This is a genomic window from Pedococcus sp. P2_D9 (assembly GCF_056404275.1).
Genome location: NZ_JBFUEI010000011.1, coordinates 167,033 through 181,428 on the forward strand (window position 1 = coordinate 167,033; position 14,396 = coordinate 181,428).

Sequence of the window (14,396 nt, forward strand, 5' to 3'; positions counted from 1 at the left end):
AGTTCGCAGGTGACGACTGCGTCGGTTTATCACGGGAGCGAGGGATCGTCCGGGGTCGTGCCGTCAGTGAGCCGCTGAACGTAGCCCGCTGCGTCAGGAAGCGCGTCGAACTCCTCCTTGAGGATCCCTACATACAGGAGGTCCTGGTACTCGCCGTGTCGCCACACATGCCGACGAGCGGTCCCCTCGACGGTCCACCCGCATTTCTCTGTGTACGCCCTCAATGAGGCGACATTGTTTGCGAGGATCGAACTGTGGATGCGCTGCAGTCCGACGTCGTAGAAGCTGAAGGCCATCACCGTCATGATCGCATCGGTGCCGAAACCACGACCTCGGATCGCGTCGTGCCCGCCCAGTTTGAGGGCGGTCAGGGCAGTGCGATTGTGCCAGTCGATGTCCCATAGTCCGGTGAGTCCAATAGGCCCACCCTTGAGCTGATCAACCATCCAGCGCCGAGTGTTGGGCTGCCCGGGTGAACTGAACCACCTCTCCTGTTCTTGCAGGGATGTCGGCCAGTCCCAACCGACCACGTTCGAGCGAACCACAGGGTCGCTGTTGAGGTCGGTGATGAATGCCTGGTCGGTGCTTTCGATGGGACGAAGGCGAACGTACTTGCCCAACATCAGCGACTCCTCGTCTTTCGGGGGGCTTTGAGCGATTCAAGGCCCTCATGCACTGCAGCGCCTATGTGGTGCATGTCCTCCACGCCGTAGCGATGGTCTATGGGGACGGAGAGAAACCTTTGGGGCCAGTCTGATCTGTGGGGCAGTAGCTCCGAAGGCGGCCAGTGAATCGGGCAGTAGATCCGCCTTCTGGCCAGCCACTCACGGAGGGCTTGTGGATCCGAAACCTCCAGAACGATATGCGAGGGGTTGGTTGTGGCGCTCGGTGGATTCAGGACGCGGAGGGCTGACTGCCGGGACAGCGCCTTGACGAGTGCTTCGGCGTTCTGGCGGCGACGCACTGCCAGCTCGGGCAGATTCAGTCGTCGGAGGAGGTCTAGCGTAGGCGCGCTCATCGCGCGAGGGGTCAGGTCGACCGTCAGCGCGCGCTCGGACTCGTGGAACATGGCCAGGTGGCTGCTTTGTGGCCCGGGCTTGGACAGGTTGGCCGTCTTGGTGCTCATTGCTCTATGTCGCTGGGCAACTGCGTCACTGTTCGACGGTCCGACGTGCGTGTCCTCGGTGGGAAGCCCAATGGCGTAGCCACCATCAAATACCGGGAGAAGCTTCCGTAGGCTGGCGACTCGAATATCCGTTTCAATACAGGGCTCGTCCAGCACTCTGTGGGTCTCGTCGGTGACGACCACAACACCAGCTCTTCGAGCAGTGCGCAATGCCGTGACCATGTCACTCGAAGGACTGCGTCCAAAGTATGGGGCATTCAAGAGGACTGAGGCCTTCAGTGATCCGACCGCGTCAGGCGGCGTTTCCAGGTCGGCCGTCGTTGGAAGTGCAACAACCTTCCAGTCTTTTGTGAACGGCTCGATCATGCTGTCGCACAGGTAACCCGGCACGTGGATTGTCCGAAGGCCGCGACGCCACAGCGACTCTGCAGTCAGCGAAAGTGCCTGACGGCCGTTGGCAACGTATGTGGTGAGCGGGCCGTCCCAGGGGAGGACCCCTGCCGGCCTCGTGAGGTACTCACCGCCCACGAGCTCGAAGTCGGATCCGATCTCAGTTGGCCAAGACGTAGGAGCCGCCTGTGGGTCACCGCTACCCATTAGGGCCGCTCTTCATGCGTGGACCGTCCTTGAGGTCGTCCACGTCCACGGCCGACTGACCGATGATGACGCCTTCGCCCTGCAGGGCCTTGGGCAGGGTCATCGCAACGATGAGAAGGTCACGCCGGAAGGAAAGGGTCTCGATGTACTCGAGGTCCGACTCAATCCGCTGAGACCACGGTGCGCTGTTCCTGTGTCGCACTTGGGCGAGGCCCGTCAGGCCGGGGCGGACCTCCAACCGTCCCAGTTGTCGCGGCGAATACCTCTCGACCTGGGATGGAAGAGCCGGTCGTGGGCCTACAAAACTCATCTGGCCGTTCACGATGTTGAGCAGCTGCGGCAACTCGTCGAGGCTCAGTCTCCTCAAGAGGCTGCCGATCGGCGTCACCATCGCAGCGGTCGGATAGTTGTTCGACTTGGCCTCCGTTCCCACCGGCATGGTGCGGAACTTGTGGACTCGAAAGAGGTCCCCTTGCCTGCCGGCCCGCACTTGATGGAAGTGAATCGGTCGACCACTCGTCAACAGGATGAGGAGCGCACAGGTCGCATAGACCGGTGAGACAAGCACGATCAGAGCAACGGCGCCGATGACGTCCAAGGGCCTCTTGACGTGCCTCGCGTAAGCGGAGTTGGGGCCAGGCATTTCAGCCTCCCGCTCGATACGCCGGGAAGTGGCGGCTGTCCACCTTGGGGGCAGCTGAACCTCGGGAGCGCCCAACGAGGTCGTCATACGCAGCTTCATCCACGACCAGTCCCGTGGCCGAATAGGTGAATCGGCGTCCACCAAAGGCCCGCTTGAACTTGAAGAGGGCGTCCTCGCCCCTGACCCCGCCGCCGAGGTGAAACTGCGTCACGCCGATGGTGCCCGCATACTTGAGCGCTCCCCAAAGGAGGAGGTTGTTGACACCCAACCGCGCTGCTTCGACCTGTGAACCTGACAGGTGATAGTGCAGGAAGCGACCGTGTCGCATGAGCAAGGCAGCAGCATGAGTCGTGCCTTCAGGGGAGATGACCTCGGAGATCGCCAAGTTCGGACCGAGTGCTGCTCGCAACTTGGTGTAGTAGCCGTCCGAGAATGTGTACGAGGGCGCCGCCTCTCTGCGCGCCATCGTGCTCTCGTAGAGGGTGCGGAACGGGCTCCCCTCGACCAGGTCCTCGCCTGCCACGGCGCGCACGACATTCGTGTATCCCGCCTTGAGTGCCTTGCGCACAGCGGTCCTGCTGCGGCCTTCCATGCGTTCCCACATGCGTTCATCGGGGCCGACATCAACCGCAGTCGTGGGGTGGTCCTCAACCACCGAGACCTGGCTCGCGGTTCGGGGAGCTTGCTCGACGAGAGGGGAATGACGAAGAAAGACGCTCACGACCCGGAGGTCAGACAACGCACGGGTGGTCTCGCGCCAGGCAGTGACGAGGTCGCGGTCGGACAGAGTTTCGGCGGCATAGACGCCGGAGTATCCATAGGGCGATGTAGCGTCCTTCAAGCCATTTGCCAGGGAACGAACGGCAAGGGGGATCAGCCACCCGCCGTCGAACATCTCCAGCAGGACCCACGTGGCGTTGGCCTCTGAGGCATCGACGCCGCCATAGGCAGGGGTGAAGTAGATGTCCGGCGAGACCAAACCTTTCGGTGCCGACCGCTCGTCGTGGCAGTGGATCACAAGGCCCTCAGCGCGTGCCGCACGCTCAGAATCACGCGCTCCACGTCCGGCTCCGACAGGATCGAGCCGCTGGGTAGCGTGATCCCGTTTTCGAACAGGCGGTCCGACACCCCGGTCAGGAAGCTGCGCTGCTGGGCGAACACCGGTTGCGCGTGCATCGGCTTCCACAGGTGACGGGCCTCGATGTCTTCCCGTTCCAGATGGGCGATCACATCGCCCGCACTAGCGGTCGCTTCGTCAGGGTCAAGTACCACACAGGTGAGCCAGCAGTTGTCTGCCTCTGAGCCACGCGGCCCATCTTCGCCCAGGAGGCGAAGGCCGGGCACGTCTGCCAATCCAGCGGCATACGTCTTCCGGATCTCCCTGCGACGGGCGATCATGTCGTCGAGGCGAGACAGCTGACCTCGGCCCAAGGCCGCCAACAGGTTGGACAGGCGGTAGTTGTAGCCGATGTCGGTGTGCTCGTACCAAGGGACGGGTTGGCGAGCCTGCGTGGAGAGGTACCGAGCACGGTCGAGGAGCTCGAGGTCGTTGCTGACCAACATGCCCCCGCCCGACGTTGTCATGATCTTGTTGCCGTTGAAGGACAGCGCTGCCGCACGACCGAAGGATCCGGCCGCTGCCCCTTCGTACGTGGCGCCAAGGGCTTCGGCTGCGTCTTCGACGAGCGGGATCTCGCGTTCCTCGAGGCCGCCCACGATGGCCGCGTAGTCGGCGGCACGGCCGAACAGGTCGACCGTCATGACCGCTGCGATCTGCTTGCCCTCGCGGCGGAGCGTGTCCACCGCCTCGAGCAGCAGGGTCGGGTCGACGTTGCCGTCGGAGGCTTGCGAGTCCACGAACACCGGCTCGGCGCCCGTGTAGGCGACGGCATTGGCGCTCGCGGCGAATGTCATCGATGAGACCACGACGACCGTGCCTGGCTTGGCCCCCACGTGCAGCAGGGCCAGGTGGAGGGCAGCGGTGCCGGACGAGAGGGCGAGGGCGCCGGCGACTCCGAGACGCTCTGCTACCTCCGCTTCGAAGGCGTCGACGTGGGGTCCGAGCGGAGCCACCCAACCCGAGCGGATGGCATCGAGGACGAACGACTCCTCGACGTCAGTGATGTCCGCCTTGGAGAGGAAGATTCGGTCCATCAGATAATCGCACCCATTGGTGCTCGACCATTCGCTTCCCTGCGCATCCAGTCCGCTGCTGACCTGTGGCTGGTCAGCCGCACCTCCAACACATCTGAGCAGTCGATGGAGGGCACGGCGACGCTGGACACCAACACGCTGGTGGTGGGCTTGCGTTCCTCGGTGGAGGAGAACAGCTCCTCGCCGAGCTTCTCGCCCGGACGCAGGCCCGTGTAGACGATGTCGATGTCGCGCCGCCCGGACATCCGCAGGAGGGTCTTGGCCACGTCGACGATCTTCACCTGCTCGCCCATGTCGAGCACCATGACCTCACCATCGCGGCCGATGGAGGAGGCTTCCAGCACGAGCTGGCAGGCTTCCGGGATCAGCATGAAGAAGCGCTCGACCTCGGGGTGGGTGACGGTGATCGGGCCACCGCGCTCGATCTGGGCGGTGAAGGCGTGGACCACCGACCCGCGTGAGCCCAAGACGTTGCCGAACCGCACCGAGACGTAGCGACCGGGGAACCGGTGGGAGAAGTCCGCGGTGATTCGCTCGGCGAGCCGCTTGCTGTAGCCGAGAACGCAGATCGGGTTGGCGGCCTTGTCCGTCGAGATGTTGACGAACGTGCCGACCCCGACCCGGGCGGCTGCTTCGAGGACGTTCATGGTGCCGAGGACGTTGGTCTTCCATGCCTCGAGCGGGTGCGACTCGAGCAGCGGCAGGTGCTTGAGCGCGGCCGCGTGGAAGACGATGTCGGGGCGGGCCCGAGTGAACGCGTGGTCCATGGCCTCGACGTCGCGGATGTTGGCCAGGATGAGCTCGTCGCTGTCGAGCAGGCCGTTGCCGTGCATGCTCATCTGGGTCGACTGGAGGCCCGACTCGTCACGGTCGAGCATGAACAGCTTGGCGGGTCCGAAACGCGCGATCTGGCGACACAGCTCGGAGCCGATCGAGCCGCCGGCACCGGTGACGAGGATGCGCTTGCCGGCGATCTGCTCGGCGATGGCCGCCATGTCGAGCTCGATCGGGCGTCGGCCGAGGAGGTCCGCGACGTCGACGTCGCGAAGGTCCCCAGCGGTCGGCCGGCCATCGATGATGTCCCGGACGGGCGGGAGGGTGAGCACCTTCAGCCCGGCGTCCTCGGCGAGGGCGGTGAGCTCACGGATGGTGCTGGCCTCGGCCCGCGGAAGCGCGATGACCAACGTCTGCGCGTCGTACTTGGCCGCGACCCCTCCCATGTCGGCCCGCGACCCGCGCACCCGGACGCCTTCGACGCGAAGTCTGGCCTTGGCGCGGTCGTCGTCGAGGAGGGCAACCGGCTGGTAGCCACTGCCCACGTCGCGGATCAGGCTCCGCGTGAGGCGGCGGCCGGCCTCGCCGGCGCCGAACACGATGGCCCGCTGTTCCTCAGGGGCGTTGGCAGCCCTGCTCGTGCGCATCGTGCGGATGATGAAGCGGGCCGCGAACATGCCGAGCATGGCGAAGGCCGGGGCAGTGAAGGGGACGCTCCTGGGCACGGGTCCGAAGTGCAGGCCGAAGACCAGGGTCATCAGGACGAGCGTCGTGAGGAGCACCGTGCGGCCCACGTCGTAGGTCTCCTCGAACGAGCCACGGTCGTGGCCGACGGCATAGGGCCCGAAGAAGGTGCCGAAGCCGAGCTGGGCCACGACGGCGACCGCGGTGAACCACAGCAGGGGTGGGGCGACGGTGGGCGCCAGCTGGAGGTCGAACCTCAGCCACGCAGCCATGAACACCGCGACGACCCAGACACCTGCGTCGACCAGAGCCCACATCCAGCGGTTGACGCGCTCACGGCGCACCCGACGGACGGCAGACATCCGATCTCCTCCCGCTGGTAGTCGGCCCAAACGATCGTGAGTTTAACGTCAATTGGGGCAAACGCCTGACACCACGACGTCAGCCACACCCGTGTCCTCTGGGCAATTGTGCAGGTCAGTGGTTGTTTTCGAAGTGTGTAGGTGTGAAATGCAACCAAACGGAGGAGTCCACCTATCGACCATCTGCGGCCGGCTCCGGGAGTCAGCCCAGGGACGAGTAGAACTCGCGGCACGCGGCATACGTCGGGAGCAGTCCCTGCTCCTTGGCCTCGGCGAGGCTAGGCGCCTCGGCGTCCTTCGGCGAGAGCAGCGGCGTCTCCATCCCCTCGGGGAGCAGCAGCCCCACCTCCGGGTCCAGCGGGTGTATGCCGTGTTCGCGGCTCGGGGTGTAGGGAGCGGTGACGAGGTACATCGCCGTGGTGTTGTCCTCGAGCGCGGCGAACGCGTGCCCCATGCCCTCCGGCAGGTAGACCGCGCGACGGTCGATCGTGTCGAGGAGCACCGAGTCCCACTGACCGAAGGTGGGAGACCCCACCCGGATGTCGACGATGTAGTCGACCAGGGAGCCGCTCAGGGCGGTGATGTACTTCGCCTGGGAGGGCGGGACGTCGGCAAAGTGGATGCCACGGACCGTGCCGCGCGAGGAGACCGACACGTTGGTCTGCACGATTTCCGGACGGTGCCCGATCACCTCCGCCAGCCGATCCCCGCGGAAGGACTCGAGGAAGACACCCCGGTCGTCGGGAAACTGACGTGGCGTGATCTCGAACGCGTCCGCGATCCTCAGCGGTCGGATCTCCACTAGAGCGTGCCCCGCTTCTCCTCGAGCAGCCCCGACATGTAGGCGCCGTAGCCGCTCTTCTCCAGCGATGCGGCCAGGGCGGCGAACTCGTCGTCGCTGAGCCAGCCGTTGCGCCAGGCGATCTCCTCGACGCAGCCGATCTTGTGCCCCTGGCGCGCCTCGACGACGTGGACGAAGTGCGCCGAGTCCATCAGCCCCTCGAAGGTGCCGGTGTCGAACCACGCGGTGCCCCGGGGGAGCACCGTGACCGAGAGGTCACCGCGCTGGAGGTAGGCGTCGTTGATCCCGGTGATCTCGAGCTCGCCCCGCGGACTCGGCTCGAGGTTCCGCGCGATCTCGACGACGTCGTTGTCGTAGAAGTACAGACCGGGCACGGCGTAGGAGGACTTCGGCCGCTCCGGCTTCTCCTCGATCGAGAGCACCTGGCCGTCGTCGGCGAACTCCACGACGCCATAGGCCGAGGGCTCCGTGACGTGGTACGCGAAGATGTTGCCGCCGCTCACCGTGGTGTTCGACCGCAGCGCGGTGCCGAGGCCGGTGCCGTAGAAGATGTTGTCGCCGAGCACGAGGGCGACCGAGTCGTCCCCGATGAAGTCGGCTCCGATGATGAACGCCTGGGCCAGGCCGTCGGGGCTGGGCTGCGCGGCATACGACAGCTCGATGCCCCACTTCGAACCGTCCCCGAGCAGCCGCTGGAACTGGCCCTGGTCGTCCGGCGTCGTGATGACCAGGACCTCGCGGATGCCAGCCATCATCAGCGTCGACAGCGGGTAGTAGATCATCGGCTTGTCATAGACGGGCATGAGCTGCTTGCTGATGCCGAGTGTGATCGGGTGCAGTCGCGTGCCGGAACCGCCAGCCAGGATGATCCCCTTCATGGGCCGACCCTATCGGCAGCCGACGGAAGGCTCCTGCGACGCCGCCAGACCGAGGGGAACATGCGGACCAGGCCCCCCAGGGCACGTGCACGCACCCGGGTACTCGGCGCCGGTCGCTCGGGCGCAGGCCCCTGCGACACCTCACCCTCATCCGTCCCGCGACGGTGCGCGGCCTGCGCCAGGAGGCTCGACAGGGGAGCGTTGGCGAGCAGGACGGCGAGCCGGTTGCGCAGGTTGTAGAAGTAGAACCGGTCACTGCCGTGGTGTGACGATGCGCCGTGCCGGTGCACGGCGACAGCGCTCGCGACGTAGGTGACGCGGAAACCGCCGCGCCGCAGCCGCCAGCTGAGGTCGACGTCCTCGTAGTAGAGGAACAGGTCGGCCCAGAACCCGCCAACGGCCCTCACCGCACTCGTGCGCACGGCCGCGGCGCCGCCACAGAACCCGAAGACGTCGGCGAACGCCGGCCCGTCGAACTGGCCTTCGTCGCGCTGAAGGTAGCCACGGTCCGATCCGCGGCCTCCGGCGTCGACCACGACCCCGGTGGACTGAAGGACCCGGTCGGTCCCCTCGAGCAGGATCTTCGACGTTGTCGCGCCCACGGCGGGATCGGCGACCAGGGGCTCGACGAGGGATCGCAGCCAGGCAGGCTCGGCGACCGCATCGTTGTTGAGCATCGCGACATAGGGCGTGCGCACCTGCTCCAGGGCCGCGGCCATGCCACCGGCGAAACCGCGGTTGGTGGGAAGGCGCAGCAGGCGGAGGTCGGTCTGGACGGCCACCCACTCCGCGGTGCCGTCGGTCGAGGCGTTGTCGACCACCAGGACGTCGAGCTCACCGGCCGCGACGTCTTGGGAGCGCAGCGACTCGATGCACTGCTTCAGTAGCTCAAGCCTGTTCCAGGTGACGACCACGACGGTGGTCAGGGGCTGACCGCCCGTCACGAGGTGCTCTGTGGACCGCTCCAGGAACCGGCGACCTCGACGAGCCCAGTCGGTTCGAGTCCGCTGTGCGGCAGCACCTTGAGGTCGAACGCGCGCTCGCGCCAGTCGAAGACGTGGGTCGTCGACTGGTCGGTGATCGCGGCCGTGAACGACAAGCGTCCCGGCACGAAGGTGACGCGGTCCATCGTGAAGTCGACGAAGCCGTCTCCGGACACGCGTCCTGTCGCCACCTCGGACAGGTGCGTGTTGGGCGCGCCGATCGGCCACCCCTGCTCTGACCAGATGGCCAGGCCGAAGTTGGGGTCGTCGATCGGCTCGCGGGTCGAGTAGTGGAGTCGCACGGTCAACGGTGCCCCGAATTCGACTGCGACAGTAGCGTGGCCGCGTGCGTCGAGGAACTCCACGTCCGTGACGCTGGCATCACCCGAGCCCCAGCGGTTCGGGTCGGCGGCGATGTCGGCCTGCTCCGGATCGAGGTCCTGCGCCCGACCGAGCTCCTCTGCCCGACCGAGGTCCTCGCGGTTCACCTGCTGCAGGTAGCCGTCGATGACCTCGCGCGCCGTCCCGACCTGGCGCACCGTGCCCTCGTCGATCCACACGGCGTGGTCCGCCAGCTGTTCGACGAGGCTGAGCGAGTGCGAGACGAAGAGGATGGTCACGCCTCGTCGCCGCAGGTCGTGCAGGTGGTCGAAGCACATCCGCTGGAACTGCTCGTCGCCCACCGCCACCACCTCGTCGACGATCAGCACCTCAGGGTCGAGGTGGACCGCCACGGCGAACCCGAGGCGCACGAACATGCCTGAGCTGTAGACCTTGACGGGCTGCTCGAAGAACTCGTCCAGGCCCGAGAAGGCCTTGACGGCCTCGACATCGGCGTCCACCTCGGCGCGGCTGCGGCCGTTCATCGAGCCGGCCAGGTAGACGTTCTCGCGACCCGTCAGCTCAGGGTGGAACCCCGCCCCGAGCTCCAGGAGGGCAGTGACCCGACCGGTGACGTGCACGGTGCCGCTGCTCGGCGGGAAGATGCCGGCGATCAGCTTGAGCAGGGTGCTCTTGCCGGAACCGTTGGCACCGATCAGCGCAAAGGTGGACCCGTGCGGGATCTCCAGGGTGATGTCGTCGAGGGCGCGGAAGTGCTCGGCACGCTGACCTCGGGGTGTCAGGACCCGGTGCTTCAGGCTGCCGGCGTGGCCGTGGTCGATCTTGAAGTCTCGCGTCACGTTGGTGACTCGCACGGCATACGAGCTCATGGCACCTCCGCGACGCGGGCGGCGCGCCCGCGGAACGCCAGCCAACCGAGCAGGAGCGAGACGATGGTCAGGCAGACCATGGCCAGCACCGCGCCCGCGGAGGGCGAGCGCAGGTTCCACAGCGCGTCACGCAGCGCCTGCACGAACGGCGCGACCGGGTTGAGCGACAACAGCACGGACGGCAGCGACCCGTCCTCGAACTTCCTGTGGACGAAGTCCGGCGGATAGATGATCGGCGTCGCGAAGAACAGCAGCTGGAGCCCGACAGCCAGGAAGTGGCTGACGTCGCGGAAGGCCACGTTGAGCACGGACAGCCCCAGGCCGATCCCGAAGGCGAAGCCGCCCACGAGCACGACGATCACCGGCGCCCACAGGACCGTCCACCCGATGTTGCCGACGATGGTGAAGGTGACCACGAGGAGCACCAGCTCGACCCCGCGCTCGATCAGCGTCGCGGCGGTCAACCCCACGAGGGGCGCGATGACCGGGAAGGCCACCTTGCGCCGCAACGGGATCAGCTCGAGCAGCCCGTCGACCGTGCGCTGAAGGACCGTGGCGAAGACGTTCCAGACCACCAGCCCGGTGAACAGGTAGACGGCGAACAGCTTCAGCCCGGTGGGGGACGGAGGCATACCGCGGTCGGCCCCCAGGACGATGCCGAAGACCACGGAGTACGTGGCGAGGACCGCGAGCGGCATCGCCAGCGACCAGGCCCAGCCGAAACGCGAGCCCAGGAAGCGGGTCCGCAGCTCACGTCGGACGAAGTTGGACGTCAACGACGAGAACCGGAGGAGGTCGGTCAGGTGCTCGCGGTAGACCCGCGGGCCCACGATGGCCGCACTCTTCACCGACCTGTGTCACCCCACCTGCTTGGTAGCCTCTGGGGCCACTTGAATGCTCTGCCGTGACGAAGGATACGGGATGCGCCGACGACAGCCGGACGACGACGGGTCGACCCTCGTGTTGTCCTCGATGCTGCGGGGGAGGGACAACGCGTTCGGTTTCCTGCGGTTGATCCTCGCCAGCGCCGTCATCGTCGACCACGCCTTCCCGCTCGGTGGCTTCGGCGAGGACCCGTTCTGGCGCTACACGCACGGCCAGAACAGCATCGGCGGGCTCGCGGTCGAGGGCTTCTTCGTCGTGAGTGGTTTCCTCATCGCACGCAGTGCCATGTCGGCCGACACGCTTCAGTTCCTGTGGCGGCGTGTCCTGCGCATCTTCCCTGCGTACTGGCTCACCCTCGTGGTCTCGGCGGCGGTCGTCGCCCCGGCGTTCTACCTGCGCCACCACGGGACGCTCGCGGGTTTCTGGACGGCTGCGTTCCCAGGGCCGCTCACGTACTTCACGCGGAACTGGAACCTGCACATCGGCCAGTACGGCCTGCTCGACGTCTTCGCCGAGACCCCCTACGGGCACCAGGTCGGCTGGAGCGTCCTCAACGGGTCGCTGTGGACCCTCGAGTACGAGTTCCGCTGCTACCTGCTGGTCGGGGCCTTCGCCCTCTTCGCGATCTTCAGCCGGGCCCGGGTACTGGTCCCCGTCTCCGCGGCGGCCCTGCTCCTGCTCGGGTCCCTGTCCGCAGCGGCACCCGACGTGGCCAAGGCCATGGCCCCGTGGCTGGGCGACCTCCAGTTCGTCCAGCTCGCCGCCACCTTCCTCGTCGGCAGCACCGCCGCCGTGTACGCCGACCGCCTGCCCATGAACGGACGGCTCGCCCTCGGCGGCCTCCTGGTTGGTCTGCTCGCCCTGTTCCGGGTCGGCGGGTACCACCTCATCGGCGTCCCGGCCATGGGCTACGCCCTGCTCTGGTTCGCGTATGCCGCGCCGGCGCGCGTCAAGTCGGTGGCGGCGAAGAACGACTACTCGTACGGCATCTACGTGGGGGGGTTCATCGTGCAGATGGCCCTGGCCTCCCTGGGGGTCCACCGCCTGGGGATCCTGCCCTACATCGTGATCGCCTGGTCGGTCACCTTCGTCTTCGCGTTCGCCAGCTGGCACCTCGTCGAGAAGCCGGCGCTGCGGCTGAAGTCCTGGGGACCTGGGCGGGGGCTGGCGTTCTGGCGCGGGTGGGCTCGTGGCCGAGTCGAGGCGTGGGGCGACGCGCCCGCTCGCACCGCCGGGGCCGATCCGGCGGGAGTCGGTTACAGTCACGCGGGCGTTCGCGAGGAGCTCGATCCTGACGCGGCCACCATCGATCTAGGGGGATCACCACGTTGAGCAAGCTCGGACACGTCCTCGTCACCGGCGGGGCGGGATTCATCGGCTGTGCCCTCAGCCAGCTCCTGACGCCACAGGCCGACTCCTGGACAGTCCTGGACAGCCTCCACCCGCAGGTCCACCCCTCTGGCGGCCGACCGGCGCTGCTCGCCGACGAGGCCACCCTGGTCGTCGGCGACGTGACGAAGGCCGAGGCCTGGGACGAGCTCGGCGACCTGCGGCCGGACACCGTCATCCACCTCGCCGCCGAGACGGGCACCGGGCAGTCGCTCACCGAGGCGTCCCGGCACGGCCGCGTCAACGTCGTGGGCACCACCCAGCTGACGGACTGGCTCGGGCGCGTCGACCACCTGCCGGCTCACGTCCTGCTCACCTCGAGCCGGGCCGTCTACGGCGAGGGCGAGTGGGAGCGCCCGGATGGTTCCCGGTGGTATCCGGGCCAGCGGTCCCACGACCAGCTCGAGCGCAGGCAGTGGGACTTCGAGGACGGGCACGGGCTGCCGGCCCGGGCCGACCTCACCGCCCCTGCCCCGACGAGTGTCTACGGCGCGACCAAGCTCGCCCAGGAGCACATCCTCGCCGCGTGGGCGCTCAGTCGCGGTGTGCCCCTCAGCATCTTCAGGCTTCAGAACGTCTATGGGCCGGGGCAGTCCCTGACCAACTCCTACACGGGCATCGTCACGCTGTTCTCCAGGCTGGCCAGGCGCCAGGAGGAGATCCCGCTCTACGAGGACGGCGACATCACCCGTGACTTCGTCTACATCGACGACGTCGCAACGGCCCTCGCCGTGGGTCTGGCCCAGGCTCCGGCGGACGTGCGGGTGCTCGACGTCGGCTCGGGCAGGCCGACGACCATCGGGCAGCTGGCCACCGAGATGGCCGCCTACCACGGCGCTCCGTCGCCCGTCGTCGTGGCCAAGTTCCGCGACGGCGACGTGCGCCATGCGCTCGCCGACATCTCCACGACCCGGGCCGAGCTCGGCTGGGGGCCTGCCGTGAGCCTCACTGAGGGCGTGGGACGCCTTCAGGAGTGGGTCGAGACCGAGGAGCACGCGACCGTATGACCGCGCCAAGCCTTCAGATCCACTCGATCCTGTTCAACAACGAGGCCGAGCACGTCGAGCGCTTCCTCGGTGCCATGGCCCGGTCGATCGAGCTCGCCCGGTCCGCCGACGTGGTGGGGAGCACCCGCGTGCTCCTCGGGGACTGTGGCCCGACTCCCGCTCTGGGTGATGAGCTCCTGCTCCGGCTGCGCGAGGAGGTCAAGGGACTCGGGATCGACGACGTCGACTACCGCTTCTTCGGCAAGAACCTCGGGTCGGCAGCCGGGCACAACGCGCTGCTCGAGGACCTCGCGAGCGACTACGTCATGATCGTCAACCCCGACACCGTGCCGTCGCCCCGCCTGGTGGAGGAGCTGTTCCAACCCTTCGGGGCACAGGCCTCGGTGGGACTGGTCGAGGCCCGCCAGCTCCCCTTCGAGCATCCCAAGCCCTACGACCCCACCACCGGCGAGACCCCGTGGGCCACCACCGCCTGCGCCCTCGTCTCCAAGGAGGTCGTCGAACGCGTCGGCGGCTTCGACAACGAGGCGTTCTTCCTCTACTGCGACGACGTCGACTGGTCGTGGCGGATCCGGCTCGCCGGCTACCGCCTGATCCTGCGCGACAGCGCCAGGATCTTCCACGACAAGCGGCTCAACGACGACGGGACGTGGATGGTCGGCGGCGCCGAGGAGTACTACTCCGCCGAGGCCGCGCTGATGATGGCCCACAAGTGGGGCCGCCCGGACCTGGTGAAGAAGTACTCCCGTGACCTCACGGCATACGGCAGCGAGCTGCAACGCAAGTCCGTGACGACGTTCGAGGAGCGGCGCGCCGCGGGCACGCTGCCCGAACCCGTCGCCGACGCCGCGACCGTGGCCACGTTCGTGGACGGCGTCTACGCCGTGCACCGGTTCTAGGG

General features: G+C 67.1%; 14 protein-coding genes. 3 read left to right on the plus strand and 11 right to left on the minus strand.

The annotated features are described in order from the left end of the window. Positions 1–29: 29 nt before the first annotated feature. From AC1DXJ_RS16690 to AC1DXJ_RS16740, 11 genes are all read right to left on the minus strand, one after another. On the minus strand, positions 30–623 hold the full coding sequence (locus AC1DXJ_RS16690; RefSeq protein ID WP_477615965.1) for a GNAT family N-acetyltransferase: 594 nt from the start codon (positions 621–623) through the stop codon (positions 30–32). Further along, positions 623–1,492 carry a hypothetical protein gene (locus AC1DXJ_RS16695; RefSeq protein WP_477615966.1) on the minus strand — a complete coding sequence of 290 codons (870 nt, stop codon included), beginning with the start codon at positions 1,490–1,492 and terminating at the stop codon, positions 623–625. Before AC1DXJ_RS16695 ends, AC1DXJ_RS16690 begins: the two co-directional genes overlap by 1 nt. Before the next feature lie 223 nt (positions 1,493–1,715). After that, entirely contained in the window at positions 1,716–2,321 is a 606-nt protein-coding gene (locus tag AC1DXJ_RS16700) for a sugar transferase (RefSeq protein WP_477615967.1), read from the minus strand. A 46-nt stretch (positions 2,322–2,367) separates the two neighbouring features. Then, positions 2,368–3,384, minus strand: a complete 1,017-nt coding sequence (locus tag AC1DXJ_RS16705) for a GNAT family N-acetyltransferase (protein WP_477615968.1) — start codon at positions 3,382–3,384, stop codon at positions 2,368–2,370. Continuing rightward, positions 3,381–4,520 carry a DegT/DnrJ/EryC1/StrS family aminotransferase gene (locus tag AC1DXJ_RS16710; protein WP_477615969.1) on the minus strand — a complete coding sequence of 380 codons (1,140 nt, stop codon included), beginning with the start codon at positions 4,518–4,520 and terminating at the stop codon, positions 3,381–3,383. Before AC1DXJ_RS16710 ends, AC1DXJ_RS16705 begins: the two co-directional genes overlap by 4 nt. Next, on the minus strand, positions 4,520–6,340 hold the full coding sequence (locus AC1DXJ_RS16715) for a polysaccharide biosynthesis protein (protein WP_477637507.1): 1,821 nt from the start codon (positions 6,338–6,340) through the stop codon (positions 4,520–4,522). The genes AC1DXJ_RS16710 and AC1DXJ_RS16715 overlap by 1 nt, the downstream gene beginning before the upstream one ends. A gap of 202 nt (positions 6,341–6,542) precedes the next feature. Further along, positions 6,543–7,142 (minus strand): dTDP-4-dehydrorhamnose 3,5-epimerase family protein, encoded by a 600-nt coding sequence (locus tag AC1DXJ_RS16720; protein WP_477615971.1) that lies wholly within the window; start codon positions 7,140–7,142, stop codon positions 6,543–6,545. Beyond that, positions 7,142–8,020, minus strand: a complete 879-nt coding sequence (rfbA, locus tag AC1DXJ_RS16725; protein WP_477615972.1) for a glucose-1-phosphate thymidylyltransferase RfbA — start codon at positions 8,018–8,020, stop codon at positions 7,142–7,144. The genes AC1DXJ_RS16720 and rfbA overlap by 1 nt, the downstream gene beginning before the upstream one ends. Continuing rightward, positions 8,017–8,964, minus strand: coding sequence for a glycosyltransferase family 2 protein (locus tag AC1DXJ_RS16730; protein WP_477615973.1), 948 nt, complete (start codon positions 8,962–8,964; stop codon positions 8,017–8,019). Before AC1DXJ_RS16730 ends, rfbA begins: the two co-directional genes overlap by 4 nt. Then, complete coding sequence (locus tag AC1DXJ_RS16735; RefSeq protein ID WP_477615974.1) at positions 8,961–10,214, minus strand: ABC transporter ATP-binding protein; 1,254 nt, start codon at positions 10,212–10,214, stop codon at positions 8,961–8,963. The genes AC1DXJ_RS16730 and AC1DXJ_RS16735 overlap by 4 nt, the downstream gene beginning before the upstream one ends. Next, positions 10,211–11,062: an ABC transporter permease gene (locus AC1DXJ_RS16740; RefSeq protein WP_477615975.1), complete on the minus strand. Its 852-nt coding sequence runs from the start codon at positions 11,060–11,062 to the stop codon at positions 10,211–10,213. The genes AC1DXJ_RS16735 and AC1DXJ_RS16740 overlap by 4 nt, the downstream gene beginning before the upstream one ends. A 73-nt stretch (positions 11,063–11,135) precedes the next feature. Here AC1DXJ_RS16740 and AC1DXJ_RS16745 point away from each other — a divergent pair, with 73 nt between their 5' ends. Genes AC1DXJ_RS16745 through AC1DXJ_RS16755 form a run of 3 tightly spaced genes read left to right on the plus strand, consistent with a single transcriptional unit; the run spans position 11,136 to position 14,394 of the window. Continuing rightward, positions 11,136–12,431, plus strand: coding sequence for an acyltransferase family protein (locus AC1DXJ_RS16745; RefSeq protein ID WP_477615976.1), 1,296 nt, complete (start codon positions 11,136–11,138; stop codon positions 12,429–12,431). Beyond that, positions 12,428–13,495: an NAD-dependent epimerase/dehydratase family protein gene (locus tag AC1DXJ_RS16750; protein WP_477615977.1), complete on the plus strand. Its 1,068-nt coding sequence runs from the start codon at positions 12,428–12,430 to the stop codon at positions 13,493–13,495. Before AC1DXJ_RS16745 ends, AC1DXJ_RS16750 begins: the two co-directional genes overlap by 4 nt. Further along, on the plus strand, positions 13,492–14,394 hold the full coding sequence (locus tag AC1DXJ_RS16755) for a glycosyltransferase family protein (RefSeq protein WP_477615978.1): 903 nt from the start codon (positions 13,492–13,494) through the stop codon (positions 14,392–14,394). The genes AC1DXJ_RS16750 and AC1DXJ_RS16755 overlap by 4 nt, the downstream gene beginning before the upstream one ends. Positions 14,395–14,396 lie beyond the last annotated feature (2 nt).